This window comes from Arthrobacter sp. TmtSoilC51, from assembly GCF_055388015.1.
On the sequence record NZ_AP035877.1, the window covers coordinates 5,071,852 to 5,091,733 of the forward strand.

General features: G+C 62.0%; 14 protein-coding genes. 1 reads left to right on the plus strand and 13 read right to left on the minus strand.

Going from position 1 to position 19,882, the window contains the following annotated elements; all coding sequences use genetic code 11:
• Positions 1–7: 7 nt before the first annotated feature.
• From ACZ5G6_RS23290 to ACZ5G6_RS23320, 7 genes are all read right to left on the minus strand, one after another.
• Entirely contained in the window at positions 8–772 is a 765-nt protein-coding gene (locus ACZ5G6_RS23290) for an IclR family transcriptional regulator (protein ID WP_223935148.1), read from the minus strand.
• 145 nt (positions 773–917) lie between these two features.
• The gene (locus tag ACZ5G6_RS23295; protein WP_223935149.1) at positions 918–2,357 is read right to left on the minus strand and encodes an amino acid permease; all 1,440 of its coding nucleotides are present in this window, start codon (positions 2,355–2,357) and stop codon (positions 918–920) included.
• Positions 2,358–2,554: 197 nt separating this feature from the next.
• Entirely contained in the window at positions 2,555–3,193 is a 639-nt protein-coding gene (locus tag ACZ5G6_RS23300; protein ID WP_498692003.1) for a response regulator, read from the minus strand.
• Positions 3,194–3,249: 56 nt separating this feature from the next.
• A complete protein-coding gene (locus ACZ5G6_RS23305; protein WP_498688514.1) occupies positions 3,250–4,533 on the minus strand; it encodes a sensor histidine kinase in 1,284 nt (427 codons plus the stop codon).
• An 18-nt stretch (positions 4,534–4,551) separates the two neighbouring features.
• Positions 4,552–5,403 carry an ABC transporter permease gene (locus ACZ5G6_RS23310; RefSeq protein WP_223935152.1) on the minus strand — a complete coding sequence of 284 codons (852 nt, stop codon included), beginning with the start codon at positions 5,401–5,403 and terminating at the stop codon, positions 4,552–4,554.
• Positions 5,404–5,405: 2 nt separating this feature from the next.
• Positions 5,406–6,350: an ABC transporter ATP-binding protein gene (locus ACZ5G6_RS23315; RefSeq protein ID WP_223935153.1), complete on the minus strand. Its 945-nt coding sequence runs from the start codon at positions 6,348–6,350 to the stop codon at positions 5,406–5,408.
• Between the two features lie 156 nt (positions 6,351–6,506).
• Positions 6,507–8,009, minus strand: coding sequence for a bifunctional phosphatase PAP2/diacylglycerol kinase family protein (locus ACZ5G6_RS23320; RefSeq protein WP_498688520.1), 1,503 nt, complete (start codon positions 8,007–8,009; stop codon positions 6,507–6,509).
• A 94-nt stretch (positions 8,010–8,103) separates the two neighbouring features.
• Here ACZ5G6_RS23320 and ACZ5G6_RS23325 point away from each other — a divergent pair, with 94 nt between their 5' ends.
• On the plus strand, positions 8,104–8,808 hold the full coding sequence (locus tag ACZ5G6_RS23325) for a phosphatase PAP2 family protein (RefSeq protein WP_498688522.1): 705 nt from the start codon (positions 8,104–8,106) through the stop codon (positions 8,806–8,808).
• Here ACZ5G6_RS23325 and ACZ5G6_RS23330 read toward each other — a convergent pair.
• The 6 genes from ACZ5G6_RS23330 to ACZ5G6_RS23355 form a co-directional block, all read right to left on the minus strand.
• Positions 8,753–9,946, minus strand: a complete 1,194-nt coding sequence (locus ACZ5G6_RS23330) for an MFS transporter (protein WP_498688524.1) — start codon at positions 9,944–9,946, stop codon at positions 8,753–8,755. The two genes, ACZ5G6_RS23325 and ACZ5G6_RS23330, sit on opposite strands and share 56 nt — an antisense overlap.
• Entirely contained in the window at positions 9,943–10,710 is a 768-nt protein-coding gene (locus tag ACZ5G6_RS23335) for a DeoR/GlpR family DNA-binding transcription regulator (protein ID WP_498688526.1), read from the minus strand. The genes ACZ5G6_RS23330 and ACZ5G6_RS23335 overlap by 4 nt, the downstream gene beginning before the upstream one ends.
• 187 nt (positions 10,711–10,897) lie before the next feature.
• The gene (locus ACZ5G6_RS23340) at positions 10,898–12,580 is read right to left on the minus strand and encodes an ABC-F family ATP-binding cassette domain-containing protein (protein ID WP_223935158.1); all 1,683 of its coding nucleotides are present in this window, start codon (positions 12,578–12,580) and stop codon (positions 10,898–10,900) included.
• 67 nt (positions 12,581–12,647) lie between these two features.
• Positions 12,648–13,910, minus strand: a complete 1,263-nt coding sequence (locus tag ACZ5G6_RS23345; protein ID WP_498688528.1) for an FAD-dependent oxidoreductase — start codon at positions 13,908–13,910, stop codon at positions 12,648–12,650.
• A gap of 13 nt (positions 13,911–13,923) precedes the next feature.
• Positions 13,924–15,900: a penicillin-binding transpeptidase domain-containing protein gene (locus ACZ5G6_RS23350; protein WP_498688530.1), complete on the minus strand. Its 1,977-nt coding sequence runs from the start codon at positions 15,898–15,900 to the stop codon at positions 13,924–13,926.
• A gap of 103 nt (positions 15,901–16,003) precedes the next feature.
• The gene (locus ACZ5G6_RS23355; protein ID WP_498688531.1) at positions 16,004–19,855 is read right to left on the minus strand and encodes an NPCBM/NEW2 domain-containing protein; all 3,852 of its coding nucleotides are present in this window, start codon (positions 19,853–19,855) and stop codon (positions 16,004–16,006) included.
• Positions 19,856–19,882: the final 27 nt, after the last annotated feature.

A 19,882-nucleotide genomic window follows, 5' to 3' on the forward strand; every position in this document is an offset into this window, starting at 1 on the left:
CCTGAACCTAAGTACCGGATGCGGAACCGAGCCGGTGCGCTGCCGAATGGAGAACTGGGGCCAGTTGGGGCGCCGCCTTCTCAAGATCGGAGCGGGTGCCCAAAACACTGAGCGCCGCAAGGATGCCGCCCGCGGGATCCCGAACAGGTACGGCCAGTTCCCACACACCGTGCTCGAACTCCTCGGCCGCTAATACAAAACCCTGGGGCCTGTCGCGCTCCATGAGGGCGGCGACTTCCGCTTCGGAATGGGCTGCAGCGGGCCCGCCAACACCAATGAAGTTGACATCCCTGAGCAGGGCTTCCAGTTCACGCTGGGAATGGTCCCACAGCAGCGCCCTCCCGGAGCCCGTACACCAAACCGGTGTGACCATTCCGGGCTTGGCGAACCCGCCCAGGACCGAGTTGTTAGTGGACGAGCGCAATAACAGAACCCGGACGCCGTCGCGCACTGACAGCCGGGACCTTAGCCCCAAAGATGAGACCAGCTCTTCCAGTTCTGCCCGCGAATCATGGACCCAGCCAACATTGAGGGAGGCAGCCAGGCTGAAGAACCGCGGTCCCGCACGGAACGGTCCACGCTCCAGCCGCTCAAGGAGCCCCAAATCGCACAATTCCTGGGCCAATCGGGAAACCCGGCTCTGCTCCATGTCCAACTCAGCCGCGAGCTGGGATACGCCAAGTAGCTGACGGCCTTGTTTTTCGCGGTCAGTAACCAACCGAACGAGACGAAGCCCCTGTGCCAAAGACGACGCCTCCGGTGACAATTCCACGAAACCCGCTCCTTCCACCAAGCGCTCACGCCATTCTCGCACGCCCATGTCAGCGGTAAGAATCAGGTCCCTTGGTCGAGACCCTGAGGGCCTCACGGGCTGGACTCTCTGAAAGTCCGGCCCGTGAAGCCCTTTGCCTGATTAATCAGGGGAGTTGCCTAACCGCCGGGCGTCCGTGCCTGAAGTGGAAGTAGATGTAGCAGGCGGCCACGAACGGAATACCGAAGTACAGAGCAGCAACCTGATTTGGATCGAACGCGATTCCAACCAGTGAGATCAGGCAAAGAGTGAATGCCAGGATGGGAACCAGCGGGAAGAACGGGGCCTTGTAAGCAAGGTCGGCCACCTGCCCGCCATTTCGGACGAAGGCCCGGCGGTGGAAGAAGTGTGATGCCGTGATTGACATCCATACACCTACCACCGCGAATCCGGCCACGGAAACGAGGGCCAGGTACACCGTTTCCGGGGCAACCACGCTGCTGACCAGCGAGGCCAGCCCGCCAATCATGCTGACGGAAAGAGCAACAAGGGGAATCCCGCGCCGCGTCAATCGCTTGAGGGCTTTTGGCGCGTGTCCCTCATCGGACAGCGAGTAAAGCATGCGTGCACAGGAGAAAAGCCCGCTGTTTCCGGCGGACAACAGTGCCGTGATGATGACGAAGTTCATGATGTCAGCCGCATAGGGGATGCCCACTGAGGAGAACACCGTGACGAACGGACTCTCATCCAGTCCCACCTGATCGTAGGGAACAGTCGCTGCGATGACGGCAATGGCACCGACGAAGAAGATCAGGAGGCGGACGACGGTGCTACGCATGGCCTTGGGGATGTTCCGCGCAGGATCGGTGGTTTCACCGGCAGCAACGCCGATGAGTTCGGATCCGGAGAAGGCATAGAAGACTGCCAGGGCTGTAACCAGGACTCCGGAGAAGCCGTTGGGAAAGAGCCCGCCTGAGGTGTTGAAGTTCTCAAAGAGGAACGGATGGTTACCGGATTCCGCGAGCGGCTGGAATCCAAAGAGTGCAGCGCCGCCAAGGACGATCAGCGCAATGATCGCCCCCACTTTAACGATGGAGAACCAGAATTCAGATTCTCCGAAGAACCGGGAGGATATTGCATTGAATCCGAAAAGGACTGCTGCAAATACGACGCACCACACCCAAACTTCGACATCAGGGAACCATCGCTGCATGAGCAGGCCTGACGCTGTGAACTCAGAGCCGATCGCGACGGCCCAGCAAAGCCAATAGAGCCAAGCCGTGGTGAACCCCGTGGCCGGACCGATGGATCGTGCGGCATAAATGTGGAATGCGCCTGACACCGGGTAGGCGATCGCGAGTTCTCCAAGGCAGGCCATCACCAGATAGACCACGAATGCGCCCACCAGGTAGGCAATGACGGCGCCGAGAGGGCCTGCCTGGGAAATCGTGTAGCCCGAACTTAGGAACAAGCCCGATCCGATGACACCTCCCATCGCGATCATGATGAGGTGCCGCGGACCCATCGTACGGCGCAGCCCGGTTTCGGCGGGAGAGGTGGGGGCGTCAGGTAGATGGTCCAGTTGCAGAGGTGCTGAGGGTTCCATGTGGTGTCTCCGGTTAATGACAGATGCGAACGGTACGCCTGAGGACATCCGAGCTGAGGGTGCCAAGGAGGGCGTCTGTAGTGACGAAGGTAACACAGAATCACCGCGCATGGTCATTAAAAACATTTGTTAATGCATATGTTGCACGTTATGTATTCGCCGGAACCAATGGCGACCCGATGGAAGAAACAGGTCCCTCAGTAATCCGGGTTGCTCGGCACAACAAGTCCGGTCTCGTACGCGTACACCACAACCTGCACACGATCCCTCAGTTGCAGCTTGCTGAGGATCCGGCGGACATGGGTCTTCACAGTGGCCTCGGAAAGGAAGAACTTGTGGGCTATCTCCGCGTTGGAGAGCCCTTCGGCGATGGTGGTGAGGATCTCGGTCTCGCGTGGAGTGAGATCGTCCAACAACGGATCGCGGTGTGGGCCGGGAGACTGGCCAGGTACGGCGGTGCCGCGCACGTACGTCTCCAACAGCCTCTGCGTCACCCGGGGAGCCACAACGGCATCCCCGCTGGCCACGAGCCGAACAGCGTGCACCAGTTCCACCGGGGCAACATCCTTGAGCAGGAAAGCGGAAGCGCCCGCTTGCAGCCCCGAGAAGGCGTATTCGTCCAGGTCAAACGTGGTGAGGATGATGACCCGCGTTTCGGAGCCGGAGTCCGAAATGCGGCGCGTGGCTTCAATACCATCCATAGTGGGCATACGGACGTCCATAAGCACCACATCCGGCTGCAGCTCCTGAACCTGCCGGACGGCCTCGTTCCCGTCCGATGCCTCGCCCACCACACGGAAGTTCTCTTCACCTTCAAGGATCAGCCGAAAGCCCATCCTCAGCAGCGGCTGGTCATCCACCAGCAGAATCTTGATGACGCCGTTCTCTACCACTATTCCCCCTTTTCGCCGTTCCAGTGCAGCTCGGCGTGGACCGCCCAGCCTCCCCTCTTGCTTGGACCGGCACTAACGATTCCAGCATAGATTCCTGCCCGTTCACGCATTCCAGCTATGCCCTGCCGCGTGCCCAGGCTGTCCACTGACTCGCCACCCTCCCGGGTTCCCCGGCCGTCGTCGAGCACGTCAATGGTGACGAAATCACCCTCGCGGGCCACCTGCACATCCACTCGGCTGAGGGAGCGGCCATAACGGAGTACATTGGTGAGCGATTCCTGCACGATCCTGTAAACGGTGAGCTCGAATGCCGGGTCTGCCGGGAGCGCGGGCCCCGTGTGCGCGTAGTGCAGCGGCAGGCCGGCCGTGCGGAATCCGTCCAGGAGCTTGGTCAGATTAAGCCCGGACTCAAGCGGCGTCAGGGGCGCCGGTCGGCCGGAATCGTCGCGGAGGACTCCAAGGACCCGGCGCATGTCCGCAAGCGCAGCCCTGCCCGTTCGGGAAAGCTCACCCAGGACGTCGCCGGCGCGGTCGGGATCCTTCTTGACCACCACTGCCGCACCGTCCGACAAACTGATCATCACCGTCAACGAGTGAGCCACGACGTCGTGCATTTCGCGTGCAATCCTGTTGCGCTCGGTGACCTTGCCCAATTGCGTTGTCCGGGCAGCCCATGCCGCGATCTCGGCCTCATGCTCACGCCGTTGCCTGACCGAGATACCTATGCCCGTGGCCAGCAGGTTGGACAACATGATGGTCACCGCTGTGGCGATGTTGTTGATGAGGTGGAAGTTCTCCGGGACGTCCTGCAGAGTGTTCATCGTGCTGGGACTTGTCCACATGAAGAGGTACAACAGGCTCAGCGGCAGGCTCGCAGCGCCAAACACCACCAGCGAAATTGGCCGCTTCCGGGTTGTCGCGACCGCGTAAAGAGCAAACCACAAGCCCGCGGAGACGTTCGAGCCCCACGGATTCAGGACGGTGGCCAGGACTTCCAGAATCGCGACGGCGGCAACAACCTGAAGCGGATAGCGACGGCGGAATATCAGCACAGTCGCAATCAGAAGCAGGAGCCCGACAACGAGCCACTTGCCCTCGATGATCGAGGCAATGATGGTGGGCAACGCCAACAACACGTAGCAGAGGACCACCACAGCATCCATCGCACGCGGACGCTCAAAAAAGTACCGCCGGATACGGCCCCGGCGGCGCTGGGCAATTTCAGCAAAGGACGCGTCCGCTGTGGCAGCCGGCGCGTCCTTCACTTGTGGAACTTCACTCATGGATTGAGCCTAGACGGCTCACACATCCCGCTTGTTCAAAAGGACCATCGCCAAGGCCACGGGCACTACCACCCATGCGCCGAGAACCAGGGCCGCCTGCCAGACTTCCAGCGTGTCCGGAACATGCTCGACGGCGGTCATCGGGTTGATGGTGTTACCCGGAAGGTACTTACGCGCCTCCACGAAGAAGTCGCCAGGAATGAGCTGGAAGGCAATCGGTGCCACAAAGAACAGGCCCACCAGGCTCATGATGCCTCCGGCCGAGTTGCGGACAATGGTTCCGAGCGCCATACCAATTGCGGCCACGGCTGCCACGTAGATGCTGTTGACCAGCAAAAGCTTGATGGACTGCGAGCTACCCAGATCCAGCTTGAGATCGTAGTTGTCCACGATCGGGAGTGACACGAGGCCCGCAATGAAGGTGGATACCGCAGTCAAAAGGAAGGCGCTGACCATCACCACGATCAACTTGGCCAGGAACGGCGAGAGTCGCTTCGGGACGGCAGCGAAGGTGGAGCGCGCCATTCCAGTGGTGAATTCGGAACTCATCAGCAGGACGCCCAATGAACCGAGGATGAGCTGGGCGAATGCGATGCCGGAGGTGGGAATAGTAACTGCGATGTCTCCGCCCTGGGCAGCAATGGCTGCGGCCGCTTCAGGATCCCGTGCCGCCTGTTCGGCGAACTGTCCCGTTCCCCAGGCCGAAAGTGCTGCGAAGCCAACCATAACCAGCCCGGTGGAAGCCAGGAGAATCAGCGTGGACAACAGCGTGCGGAACTTGATGAACTCGGAGTTCAGTACGCGGTGGAACGCCGGTCCCGGACCGACGGAGTTACGCATGGACCTGCGGTCCAAAGTGGTGGTGCTCATGTCTATTTCCCTCCGGCCTGAACGGGAACCGAGGCCCCGGCGGTGATATGCGAGTGGTATTCGACCTCATCCTTGGTCAACTCCATGTATGCCTCTTCGAGGCTTGCCTGGAGCGGGGTCAACTCGTAGACCATGATCTGGTTGTCCAGGGCCGTTCGGGCGATGCCGCGCGGATCCAAACCCGAAACTTCCAGCAACTCCCGCTCGTGGACTTCCACGGAGACGCCCGTTCCGGCGAGCAGTTGCATGAGGCGCTCCGGCTGGTCCGTTCGGACCCGGGTGCGGGCCTGGCCTTTGCCGGTGATGATCTCTGCGATGGGTGCATCCGCGATAATCTTGCCGCGTCCGATCACGATCAAATGATCAGCCGTCAACGCCATCTCACTCATGAGGTGGCTGGACAGGAAGACAGTACGGCCCTCGGAAGCAAGGTACTTGACCAGGTTGCGAACCCAGACCACGCCTTCCGGATCCAGTCCGTTGACGGGTTCGTCCAGGATGATGGTCTGCGGATCGCCCAGCAGCGCTGCGGCAATGCCGAGGCGCTGACCCATACCGAGCGAGAAACCCTTCACCTTCTTCTTGGCGACTTCCCCCAGCCCGGTCATCTCTATGACCTCCCGCACCCGGCTCTTGGGGATGCTGTGCGTCGCGGCCATCGCCAGCAGGTGGTTGTACGCCGTTCGACTCGTATGGACGGCCTTGGCGTCCAACAGGGCACCGATTTCACGCAGCGGCGCAACGTGCTTGGCGAACGGCTCACCGTTCACGGTCACCGAACCGGCGGTGGGAGTGTCCAGTCCCATGATCATGCGCATCGTGGTGGACTTGCCGGCTCCGTTCGGGCCCAGGAAGCCCGTCACCCGTCCGGCTTGGACAGTGAAACTGACACCGCCTACGGCGGTCTTCTCGCCGTAGACCTTCGTCAGGCCTTTTGCTTCGATCATGGAAGCGTTCCCTCCTCGGAGCACATGTGAGTGCAGATGAGTTTTTGACTGTACTGACAACGCTAGTCACGGAGGGAGCGGAAATCGCCTGTCTCAGGGATGATTCAGGGTTCAGTCAGGGTAGTCCTCGCGGATGACGCCGTGAACCTGGCGTCCCTAGTCCGCGGGCAGTGGCGAGTACACGCGGAGCTCACGCCTCTTGACAGTGAACACGGCGCTCCGGACGCCCGGCTTCGGTTCACCGTCCACGGCCAGGACCAAAGGTTGGCCAATCGCCTCAACGGTGACGGTGGTTGCCTCGGTCAAATGAGTGACTTTTGAAGCAGCAACTGTGCCTGTGACCACCGCCCAGAGCAAGCGGGCGCGGGCAAACGGTTCGTCCGCCGTGATCATGCGGAGATCGAAGAGGCCATCGTCCAACACAGGGCGTCGAAGCGGAGCGTGGTCGCTTGGGTAGTACCTTCCGCGCCCCAGATACAGGATCCATAGCTTATGTTTCACGCCGTTCACCAAGAGCGTGGTGGGTGAGTTCACGCCGAACGTTCGCAGCGATGCCACCACGCTGGCCAACGGTTTACCCATGGCGGGCTGCAGGCGCTCACGGCGGCGCACAAGGTTCGGATACACTCCAACGCTGGCCGTATTCAGCATGGCAATCTCGCTGGTCTCGGGGTTGTCAGGCAGGCCGCGCTGGACGGCAACATGCCCGAAATCCACAAAGGCGGCCTGTCCTTGGGTGACAGCCTCGATTGCGTCGTCAATCGAACCCGTTCCGAGGTCACGGGCAAAGTGGTTGAGGGTGCCGCCGGGCAAAACCAGCAAAGGCAGGGAATGCTCGACGGCGGTTGCCGCCGCTGAGCCAACCGTCCCGTCACCACCCCACACGCCAAGCGCAACGGTGCCCCGCCGGGTAGCTGCTGCTTCAATTTCAGCGGCTACCTCCTCTCCCTCAGCAATTTCATGAATATGCGCCTTAGGGAATACAGCTTTCAGAAGCTCGCTGGTTTCGGGGGAGTAGGAACCGCCCAAGACGTTGACCGCAATACTCAGCCCCTCGCCGTCGGAAATCGCTGGAGCTTCCGCCGGCGTTCGTCGGGGCTTGGGCTCTTCAGGTTTGGCCGGCCACCACTTGCGCGTCAGCAGGGCAGCACCCGCGCCAAGGGCAGAACCAAACACCACGTCCGATGGCCAGTGGGCCCCTGTGTGCACACGCGAGTAGGCAACGCCCGCTGCGATGGGCGCGAGGACGGCGCCCAAGGCAGGCGAAACCATCCCTGCTCCCACCGCAAAAGCCACGGCCGAAGCTGAGTGTCCGGACGGCATGGAGGAACTGACCGGCTGGGGGTGTACAAACCTGAAAATGGGCAGGTGTTCCGGCAAAGGCCGCCTCCGCGGGAGCGCCGTTTTGAAAATGAGGTTAGTAACCCCGGAGGCCACGCCCAACGCAAGCAGTCCATGCAGGGCTGCTCTCCTCGGTTTTCCTGGAACCGTGGCCATGAATCCCGCGATGCCGAACCACAGCTTTCCCTTGGTGGCCGCTGCTGAGAGCCGTCGGAAGAAATCATCATGTTCGCCTTGCGGCTGGCGCGAAACCGCCCTGAGCAGGAACTGATCGAATCTTGCCACGTGTTTGGGGCCCTTGCCCAGGAAACCTCGCATTCCACCACAGTAGCGCGCACCCATCGGCAGGACCCGGGCGGCGTACCGAGACGTACAAACACCCCATGCGACCGCCCGTGGCTACGATGAGTGCATGATCCGCGTCCTGCGCCCGCGCCAACGGCCAAGTTGGCAGATCATCACGCCTGCTTTGCTTTTGCTATGCGGGTTCGCAGTTCCGGGCGCCTTCCTCGTCACCGGTCAAGGGGAACCCGCCTTCGACAGAATTGATACAACGTGGCAGGCCTATTCATTCACACTGCACGCCCCTTTCTGGGATGCAGTAAACGTGGTGCTCAACTGGGCTGGCTATGTGGGCATGCTGGTGTTTCACGTAGTTCTGGCGGTCACGCTACTTATCTGGCGACGCCCCAGGGCTGCCGCCTTCTCCGCACTTGCCGGTCTTTCTGCCCTTGCACTCACGCAACTGGCTAAGGCCGTTGTTGGGCGGAATCGGCCCCAAGGCGCCAAGGTGCTCACAGATACCGGTTCATACCCGTCGGGGCATGTTTCTGCGACCACGGCCTTCCTCGTTGTCATGGCTTTGCTGATCGGCCGGCACTGGGCGAAAGTGCTGGCTGTTCTTGGGATACTCGCCATGATGGTCAGCAGGACATACTTGTCTGCCCACTGGTTAAGCGATGTCCTGGGCGGTGCCTGCCTTGCCGCCGGCGTGGTTCTCCTGTTGTGGTGGCCTATGCGCAATATATGTATCCAAGAGAATGAAACCGCTGGCGGGGAGACTATTTGGCGCGCAAGGGTTTTGCGACGCCAGCAAGCAGCAAGGCAACCAAAATAGGCGCAATGATGGCCAGCAGCGCCATGTGGATCCCGGTGAGGTCGCCAAGGTAACCCAGGAGCGGCGGGCCGGCCAAAAACGCGACGTAGCCAATGGTGGAGACCACGGAAACCCGGGCTGCCGCGTGCTTCGGATCATCAGCGGCAGCGGACATGCCCATGGGGAACGCAAGCGCGGCACCAACGCCCCAGAGTGCAGCACCAACGCCGGCCAACACCACGTTTCCGGCAAAGACGAACAACCCCAGGCCCAGCGCTGCGGCGGCCATGCTGGCACGTAGTACTGCCACTCGGCCGAACCTGTCAATGACTTTGCCGCCGAGGAACCGCATCCCGGTCATAGCCGCAACGAAGAGCGCAAAGAGCAGTGCACCGGTCGCTTCGGAGGCACCCTGGCCGTCAACGGCGGCCTTTGCAATCCAGTCGTTTCCGGCCCCTTCCGTGAGCGTCGCACCCAAAACCACCACACCGATGAGTATGGTCCGGCCGTCCCGCCAAGCGGTGGGTCCCTTGGGAGCCGGCGCACCGTCGTCGAGCGTTTCAACCACTGCAGCCTCGTGCGGCAGGAAGTACCGCGCTACGGTCAGCACGAGGACAACAGCAAGGGCGGCGATCACGAGCAAATGCTCCGGCAGGCCGACACCAAGTTGCGAGAGTCCTGCGCCAATCAAGGCGCCCACAAACGCACCGCCGCTGAACGCGGCATGGAACTGCGGCATGATGGTGCGCTGGAGCCGGTGTTCGACGTCGGCCCCTTCGATGTTCTGGGCCACGTCCCACAGGCCGATGCCGATGCCAAAGAAGAAGAGCGCCATGGCCGTAGCCGGAACGGACGCTGCCATCAGGGAGAACGCGATGGCCGCACCGGCAGCGCCCGCCACAATACCGGCCACACGGACCGTATTCGCGGTGCCGATCCTGCCCACCACCCAGCCAGCGGACGGCAAAGCCACCAATGAACCGACGGCGGTGCAAAGCAAAAGCGTGCCCATTTGACCGGACGTCAGGCTGAGGGCCTCCGTAACGGCTGGAATGCGTGCGGCCCAGCTGGCAAATACCAAACCGTTCATGGCGAAGATCAAGAACGTCGCCACGGCCGCTGCGTTGACGTTGGTGGTGCTTCTGGTGCTGGTGGTCATGCAATCACAACTTCCACGGAGAGTTTGTCGAGCCGGACAAGATCTTCAACGGATGGCTTCAGGTCTGTCACGATGACGTCCACAGCCTCCATGTCGGCAACCAAGGCCACCGCGCTGGCATTCCACTTGCTGCCGGAGCAGGCCACTATCACCCGCGACGCCGATTCCAGGCCGGCGCGCTTCACCGCGGCGTCGTCCAGGTCGTGGGCCAGCAGTCCGTCCTTAAGATTCAGCGCGCATGGCGTGACGACGGCGGTGTCGAACCGCAGCGAGCGGATGTTCGCTTCGGTCATGGGTCCGCGGAAGGACCTCTCGCCGGGAATGAGGCTGCCTCCGGGGAGAATGAGCTCCGGCCTGCGGCCTTGCTTGGTGTGCATTAGCGCCTCAACGCCGTGCAATGACATCGGCATCACTGTAAGTTCCCGCTGGCCCAGCCGACGCGCGATCTCGGTGGCGGTGGATCCGCTGTCCAGCCACACATGCTCGCGGTCCTTCAGCAGCGCATCAACAGCCGCTGCTATTTTGAGCTTCGCATCGTGTTCTTCCAGTTCGCGCTGCCCATAGCCGGGGTTGTCGCCGCGCGCTACCAGGCTGCGGGCGCCGCCGTGCACCCGCTTCAGCACTCCATTGGCAGCGAGGATCTCAAGGTCTCGACGGATCGTGGCGCCCGATGCTCCCGTTGCGGCGACCAGCTCGTCCACCGATGCTTTTTCGCGTTTACGCAGCAGCTCGCCAATGAGCCGGTGGCGGTCAGCAGTTCCCATGCTTCAAAGGTATCAACCGTATGCCCAGATGATCACTCAATCTGATCATTTGATCACAGATGCTCTCTCACATCCCAACCCTTAAACCCGAATGCTCTCTCACATCCCAACCCTTAAACCCGAATGCTCTCTCATCAACTGAGAGAGCATCGGGCGTAAAGGGCCATGATGTGAGAGAGCGTGCGGATTAGCGGGCGCGCTCCACTCGTTTCTCATCCCATACGGGTTCCTCGGACTCGTAGACCTTGCCGTCGGAGCCGAAGATCAGGAAGCGGTCAAAGGACTTGGCGAACCAACGGTCGTGGGTGACAGCCAGGACGGTTCCCTCAAAAGCATCGATTGCCCGCTCCAAAGCCTCGCCGGAGTGCAGATCCAGGTTGTCGGTTGGCTCGTCAAGGAGCAACAACGTGGCTCCGGAAAGCTGCAGCAGCAGGATCTGAAAACGCGCCTGCTGGCCACCGGACAATGACTCGTACTTCTGTTCCGACTGGCCAGCCAATCCGTACGAGTCCAAGGCGCCAGCGGCGGCTTCGCGCGGCAGGCCCGATCGGTGTTCGTCTCCCCGGTGCAGGATCTCCAACAAGGTCCGGCCCAGCAAATCAGGGCGAACGTGTGTCTGCGCGAAGAAGCCGGGCCGGATGCGGGCACCCAATTTCACAGTTCCTTCATGCGGAACTTCAGCTATGACAACGTCCGATACCGGCAAGTGCTCCCGCTCGGGATCGGTGCCACCCGTAGCGAGCAAGCGAAGGAAATGGCTCTTGCCGGAACCGTTGGAGCCCAACACGCCTACACGATCACCAAACCAGATCTCCGTGGAGAACGGCTTCATGAGGCCTGTCAGTTCAAGCTTCTCCGCCACGACTGCGCGCTTGGCGGTTCGCCCACCTTTGAGGCGCATTTTCACATTCTGCTCAATGGGCAGGGCCTCGGGTGGTCCGGCCTCCAGGAACTTTGCAAGACGGGTTTGCGCTGCCTGGTACCTGTTGGCCATGTCAGACCGGAACGCGGCCTTGTTCTTGTACATGTTGACGAGTTCTTTGAGCTTCACATGCTCCTCGTCCCAGCGCTTGCGGAGTTCCTCGAACCGGGCGTTCCTGTCGGCGCGCGCCTCTACATACGAGCCGAAACCGCCACCGTGGATCCACGCACCGGCACCATTGATGCCGGGTTCAAGCGTCACGATTCGTCCGGCGGCGTTGTTGAGCAGCTCGCGGTCGTGGCTGATGAACAGCACGGTCTTCTTGGATTCGTTGAGCTTGGATTCGAGCCAGCGCTTACCGGGGACGTCAAGGTAGTTGTCTGGTTCGTCCAGAAGCAGCAGTTCATCCGGACCCGCAAACAGGGCTTCCAACACGAGGCGTTTCTGCTCGCCACCGGACAGCGTCGAGGCGCGGCGGAACTGTGCTTTGTCGAAGGATATCCCCAAAGCCGCCATGCAGACTTCGTCCCAAACGGTCTCGACGTCGTAACCGCCGGCGTCTCCCCAGTCCACGATCGCCTGGGCGTACTTCATTTGGGTGGGTTCGTCGTCGTGCTCCATCATGGCGAGTTCCGCCTCTTCAACCGCCTTGGCAGCTGCCGCCAGGCCGGCTTGGGCCGTGGAAACCAGCAGATCCCGGACGGTTGATTCGTCCCGGACCTGGCCCACGAACTGCCGCATGATGCCCATGTTCCCGGATCGGCCAACAACGCCTTCGTCCGGTGTGAGATCGCCGGAAATGATCTTGAACAGCGTCGTTTTGCCGGTTCCGTTGGGTCCAATCAGCGCGGTCTTGGTGCCGTCAGGCACCTTGAAGGTCACGCCGTTGAGCAGCTGGGTGCCGTCGGAGAGGAAGTAGTCGATGCCGGAAACGTCAATATGGGCCACCGCCCAATCTTCCCACGGCCAGGTATTAAGGCTCGACGGCGGAACGTGGCGCGGGTGCCTAAGCGGGCTAAGCGTCCGGCTTTCGCCGGGCAAACTGCGGGGCGTGCTCGGGGCGTGGGCCGAAGGCAATCATCCGCGCAGGCAACTTCCGGAAAGCTGGGAATTTACGGACTACAAAGAGCAGTAGCTTGGGCGGCTTGGGCTCCTTACCCGCCATGACCTGTGCGAAGACAACGCGATGCAGCACCCGCTGAAATGTCTGCACGATCAGGGTTGGCGGCCACCGCCGCTTCTGGACGGCAGCGAGGTGATGGTCGTCGAGTGTTTTGCTCAGCAGCGGTGACGCAATGATCCGGGCCGCTGCGACGGCATCCTGCACCGCCAGGTTGATCCCCACACCACCGGCGGGTGACATCGCATGGGCCGCATCCCCAATCAGTAGGAGTCCCGGCTTATGCCATTGGGGTAAACGGTTGAGTTTCACGTCCAGCAGGTGGAGATCATCCATGGATCGGATGTTGTCCACGCGGTCGGCAAGATCTGGCCGCAACCTGGCAACGCGTGTGCGGAACGCCTCAACGCCTTCCGCCCGCAGCTTGGGGTCGAGGCCCTTCGCCGCAAGGTAGGCGATCTGATGGAAATCCTTCCGCGTCAAACTCAACAGAACGTCCGAAGTCCCGAAACTGGGCGAAATCGACGCCACGGGTTCCCTCTCATCGGCGTTCCTCGGAAGCCGGAACCACCACGTATCGAACGGCACCGGAAACTCGCGCGGGACCAGACCGGCCCGCGCACGAAGCACGGAACCACGGCCGTCACATCCCACCGTCAAGGCAGCCTTCAGTTCGCCCGTCCCCACAATCTCGCCAGTCAAAGGATCCCGGTTTCTGTACGCCACGCCCGAAACAACCCCGGACTCCTCACGCAGAAGCTCTGTGGCCTCGGTGTTCATCCGGAGCGTGAAGGTGGGTTCCTGCCTGGCTGCTTCCACAAGGAAGTTCAGCAAGTCCCACTGGGGAACCATGGCCACGTAGTTGTAGGGCGCCCTGAGGAGCCCGAAATCGGCAAGGACCACAGAGTCCCCGGTCCGTGCGGGCAGCCGGAAATTTCCGAGCTTGCTCTGGGGGAGCTGGCGGAACCCTTCACCCAACCCCAGTTCGTCGAGGAGGCGAATGGTGGAGGCGTGCACAGTGTCGCCGCGGAAATCCCGCAGGAAGTCGGCGTGTTTCTCCAGCACTGTGACTTCCACGCCGGCACGGGCCAGCAGCAAGCCAAGCACAATCCCGGCCGGCCCTCCGCCAACCACAACGCACTGCGTGCTGCTGTCCATAGCTTCTCCCGAGTTAGCCGGCGGCGGTGAGGAACGACTTCAACAACGGCCCGCTGGTGGTCGCACCCAGGCCGCCGTCTTCCACGAACACCGCAACCGCCAGGTCTCCGTGGACCGCAACGATCCATGCGTGCGTCTTGGGCGGATCGTCATTGCCGAACTCTGCGGTTCCCGTTTTTGCCCCGACCGGTGCACCGGGTACCTGGGCGAGGAATCCTGCGTGTCCGGAGGTCACCACTGCCCGCATCATGTCGGAGAGCGCGGCGGCCTCCTCCTTGGTAATTGGCTTGGTAGACGCCGGCGAGGCTGGCGCGGTGCTGGCGGAAGCTGACGACGGCGGTGCGCTGCCACTTTCCGTAGGCATCGCTCCAGCACTGGAGTTCTGCGCATCAGCGTTCAAAACCAGTTGAGGCGAGACCGGAGCGCCGTTGGCGACGGAGGCCGCCATGATGGCCGCAGATAATGGCGAGAAGAGCACCTTCCCTTGGCCGATCATCGATGCTGCATGTTCGGTGCCTTCGGCTGCACCGGGGACGGAACCGAGGAAGGCGTCGGCCCCGAGTTTGGGCGCTTCCACGGCAATGCCCAGTGCCATGGCCGCGGATTCAAGCTGGTCCTGGCTAACAGTGTCACGGGCATTGATGAACGCGGTGTTGCAGGAGTGTGCAAAAGCATCCCGCAGGGCCACCGAGCCCAAGGAGCTCTCCGGGTAGCCTTCGGCGTTCTTGAAGGTCCTGCCATCAACGGTCAGGGTCGGGGTGCATTCGACCTTGGAATCAGGCGTGGCGCCGTTGCGGAACAGTGCCAGGGAATCGACGATCTTGAACGTCGAGCCCGGAGCGTATTGCCCGAGCATCGCAGTGTTGTAACCGTTGCTGCCAGGGCCGGATGCGGCCGCGAGGACAGCTCCAGTGGAGGGCTTGAGAGCAACAATGGCTGACGCCGGCTCTACCCCGGCAAGCGTTTCTTCGGCCAGTTGCTGCAGCTTCAGGTCAAGGGTGGTCTTGAGCGTTGTTCCGGGCGCGGGGAGCGACGAGAAGAATACTTTGGTAGCAGGGGTCTCGCCTTGGGACTTCGCCTCCTGCTTAGCGACTATCTCCACACCATCCTTGCCACGCAACAGCGAATCGTATTTCTGCTGAAGGCCACCGGTTCCCGTGGTGTCACCGGCCCGCAAGGCGCCGTTGGACTTTTCGATCTGCTCGGCACTAGCCTGACCCACACTTCCCAACAGGGCCCGGGCGAACGTGCGTGTCGGCGCCAAAGCCATGGAGTCCAGGATGCTCACCCCACCCGGAATGGCATTGATCTTTGCTTCGGTAATTTCAGGGGTATATGCGCGGAGGACGATGCCTTCAACAAAAGCCTGCGGGCCCGAGGCTGCCACCTGCTTGGCGTACTCTTCAGGATCAAGGCCGAGCAAAGCAGCCATTGCCCGTGCGGAGGTATCCGCCTGATCGGCGGGAAGCTTGGTCTTGTCGATTCCAACGCGGAATACAGGGCGGTCTTCCACAATCGGAGCATCCCCGGCGCCGAGGATCTGTCCGCGCTGGGCAGGGACCGTCTTAACGGAGAGGGTCTCGCCATCCGAGAGCTCCGGCGCGAGGAGCTGGGGATTCCATCGAACGGCCCACTTGTCACCGGACTTTTTCAACGTGGCCTGGGAGCTGTACTCCCATTTGGCCGAGCCGATGTTCCAGCTGTAGTTCAACGGGAAGGTCGCTGTCTCGCCGTCGAGCTTCACCTCACCCGACTGGACCGAGGGCTTCGCGTCGAGTCCCTCAAACACCGCTTTGAGTTCATCGTTGGCCGCAGCGGCATCCTTGCCCTCGACGGTGAGTGAACCGACGTCGAGCGCGCCCAGAGAGGAGGCGAGCTGCTTCGCTGCAGTTTCCGCACCGGCGCGGCCGTCATCGCAGGCCGTCAGCGAACCAGTCATCACCAGCGCTACCAAGCCAAGGACAAGATTCCGTGTTCTCATTTTCCCCATTTGCGACATTATGCCCCGTTCCCCCGACAGTTTCTCGTCGCGACCACAACCCGGACCCGCCCCGCCCAATGGAGCGGGGCGGGGCGGGCTCTGGAGAGTCAGATTACGGGGCACAGGTGAACTTGGCATCACCCCAGACGCCATGCGCGCCGTTGATGGAACCGGACGGATCCACAACGAGCTCCACATATGCCGCACCAGTCAGATCCAGGGACACCGACTCCGGAGCGAACCCCGGAGTGTACGTGCGCGACTGGTACTTGTTCACGCCGTCGGCATTGACCTTGAAGATGATGTTGCCGCCAAAGCCGCTCTCAAGACCGACCTGCGAGGTAAACGCCGTGCATTTGCCGCCCAGGTAGTACGTGATCTTGGATGCGGCATGAACACCCAGGCCCTTGGCGAAGACCGGCTGCTTGCCTCTGGCAGGGTCGGTGTAATTGATGGCCAAAGGCTTGTCAGGCGACGACGCCGAGTCCTTGTTAGCCACATTCTTACCTATCACGCCGTAGCCATTGAGGGCCTGGACCCACGGGGTTTCGGAGGCGTACACCGAGCCGTGCGGCACGCCAGGCAGCGGCTGCGATGTCACCTTCCAGTCGAAGAACTTCACCCGAGTGTCTGTGGGCAGCGTGACGGACGCCAGTTCCTTGGTGGGGTTGAGCCGGACCGTGTTGGAGAACGCCTGGTACTTGTACTGCGTATATTCCGGGGACGGACCGTTGGCGTTGTTGCGGCCCAGTTCGGACACCGCCACCACGGCCCCGTTGAGCACCGATGGCTGCAACCAGTTGGGGAAGAAGATGGACTGCCTTTCCATGCTTCCATCGGTATATGTCAGCGTCAGGGTCGGGCTGGTCCCGTTGCCCACAGCGGCCGATCCGAGGACGGCCAAGTGCGTTCCCTTGCCCTTGACGGCGATCGTCTGTGCGGAGAGCGCTACAGAGTTGGGGACATCCGGGCCCACCGCTGGCCAGGTGTACTCCACCTGCTTGGGCGTGCCCGCTTCCACCGTCACAGTACTGCCAGGCCGTACGCCGCCCGCGGGAATGGGAGCGGCAGCCAGCTGCTCGGCAGCGAAGGTGGCCCCTCCGCCGTCGAAGTTTCCGAGCGCCTTGCCAGCCAAAGTAGTGACGGAAACGGTGTTGTATGCCGCCGCCAGCGAGCCGTATGCGACGTAGATCTGGTTAGCGCCCGTCACCGACTGCTCGCTTGAGTCAGAGGCATCGTACGACGCCGAGACCCGCACGGTCTGTTGTCCCGCCTTAGCGCTGGAGCCGGGTGAGATGACGAACGTGGCGGTGGCTGACGCACCGGCTTCGACCTTGGCTGCAGTGGTTCCGGAGGAAGAAACGACGGTCCAGCCCTCCGGCAGCACCGTTGACATCACGACATTGGTCTTGGCCTTGCTACCGGTGTTGACGAACGCCGCCGTAACAGTGGTTTCCTGGTCCTGGAATACCTGCTGTCCCGTTGTGACGCGAACTTCGGCAGCGGTGTCTTCCTGGCTCTTGCCACCGAGCGCGCCGGCCTGCTGAAGCTGGATCGTGGCAGACGCGTTGGAGGCGATGGAGCCGGTCTTCACGAAGACGGTGCCGTTGTTGGCCTCGTCGAAGTACCAGCCGGTTGATGCTGCATCATAGGCATCCTTGTTGCTGTGCTGAGCGAGCTTGGTGCCGCCGATCATGACATCCTTGGGCGCTGCCCCGGCGTGGACCTTGAGCTGGTAGGGGCGAGCTGTGGCCTTGCCGTTGTAGTCGCCCTTCCGCTCATTGATGGTCACCTTGACGCTGCTGTCACCCTTGCCCGGAGCATTCACTTCGAACAGCTGGCTGGAGGCCTTGCCGTCCTTGTACTCGCGGGTTACTTTGTCGTCCTCGTAGAGCGTGAAGGCGCTCTTGCCCTGTGCGAAGACGTCCAAGGTGATCATGGAGTCTTCCGGGACCAAAGAGGCGTTGCGTGCCACGATGCCCTGCGGCACCACTGCTCCGGCACGGACGAAGACCGGCAGCTTGTCCAGTGGCGCGTTGTAGCCGTTGAGGATCTGGCCGCCCTGGTAGAGCTTGCCGGTCCAGTAATCCACCCATTGCTCGCCAGCGGGGAGGAAGATCCCGTTGCGGACGTCCGTCTGGGTGAAAACCGGAGCCACAAGGAAATCGGAGCCCAACATGAACTGGTTGTTCGCCTCGGCACCGTAGGACCATTGCTGATCGGGGAACTCCAGAGCCATGGAGCGCATCATCGAGACGCCTGTGTCAGAGGCGTTGTGGGCGAGTGTGTAGATGAACGGCATAAGCTGCTGGCGGAGTTGCAGGTACTGGCGGTTGATAGCCGTGGCCTGGTCGCCGTAGAGCCACGGACGCTTGTCCGTTGCCGCCCAGCCGGACATTGAGTAGAGCGCCGGCGCGAAGGCCTTCCACTGAAGGTCGCGGACGTAGGACTCGGGCGAGCCGCCGAAGATGCCGTCCACATCGCCGGTGGTGAATGCCAATCCCGAGTTTCCAGCACCGGTGAGGGCCGAGACCTGCCAGCGAACGGCGTCGAGGTTTCCTGAATGGTCGCCCGTCCACTGCATGCCGCAACGCTGGGAGCCGGCCCAGCCTTCAACCATGAGTGAAGTGCCGCGGGCGTTCGAATACTGTTCGATGCCACCGTGCGCGGCCTCGCAACCGGTAAGCGCCTGGCGGTAACCCTGGCCCACCCAAGCGACGTCAAGCTTGCGCAGCCGTACTCCGGCCTCGCCAACTTCGTACTCCTGGTTGGTGAGGGAACGCTGTGTCCAGAGGCCAACTTTGAGGTTAGTTTCTTCCTCGATGTTGTTCACTGTTTCCGGGAGTTGCTGGTATTCGCAGCCGTAGCCGTCATTGACCAGCATCCAGCCGGCAGGCATATCGTTCTCAACGAACTTCCGTGCCGTCTTGATGGCGTCGGGCGTACGCTGCTTGGCGCCGTCGGGATCGCCAAAGCCGGACGACGAATAGCCGGGGTTGGAGCGGTTGTAGCAATCGGCGTCGCCGTATTCCAAGGCATAGACCGGCGGCATTATCGGCTTGCCGGTCAGCGTGGTGTAAGCGTTCAGGGACTGTTTGTAGTCGCCCACGAAGTAGTAGGCGTCGAACCGCTTCTCTTCATGCGTGGTGGTGGGCTGGCCGCCGAAGTTGTAGGAGCCGCGGGCGAAAGTGTCCCGAAGGACGCCGTACCCCTTGGAGGACATGTAGTACGGAACGGCGTTGGGATAGCCATCGTCATCCCAGTCAAAGTTCCGGGCGATGTTGATCAGGGCGCCGGTGTGGACGGACCGGCCATTCTGCATGCCGCCGCCGATGAACTGCTCGCCGTCCTGCTGGGCAAGGTGCTGCGTGGCGGAATTCGACCCGAAAGTGATGGGGGCAGACTCCTCCAGGACCAGGGAACCGTCTGCCCTCAGCACGCGAAGTTGGGTGGTGGCCTTGTTGATCTCGACTGTGATCCTGGCGGTCTTCAGGACCAGCCAGTCACCGTCGGTGATGGTCGGGGTGGTGCCGGCGAACTTGTCCTTGCCCACCACGATGTTGGCGGTTCTTGCCGGGTCTCCTTGGTCGGTGTTGGCGGGGTCCGTGAACTTGCCGCTGGGGTCGGCTTCGAGCCGGAAGTTGCCGTCGTCCAGGAACGTGACGCGGATGGCGCCCTGCTCGGTGGAGAGGTCGACGACGTTTCCGGACTGGGTGAATCCGGTCACCGCTCCGAGGGGTACTCCGGCTGCGTCGACAGGCACTTCCGGGGTGACTGTCTTGATGGTGGCGGGATCTCCGGGAGCGGCATTTGCTGCCGTTGCGAAGGTCAGGGCGGGGATGCCGCCTGCGAGAAGCAGCGAGGCGAGGCCGAGGGACGCGGCTTTCTTGGCTAGCGAGCCTTTTCTGGTGCGTCCGGAGCTGTTCAGGGCAGCGCCGGATAGACCCATGGAGGGTGAGGACATGCGGGGCCAACTTTCGACGAGTGACAG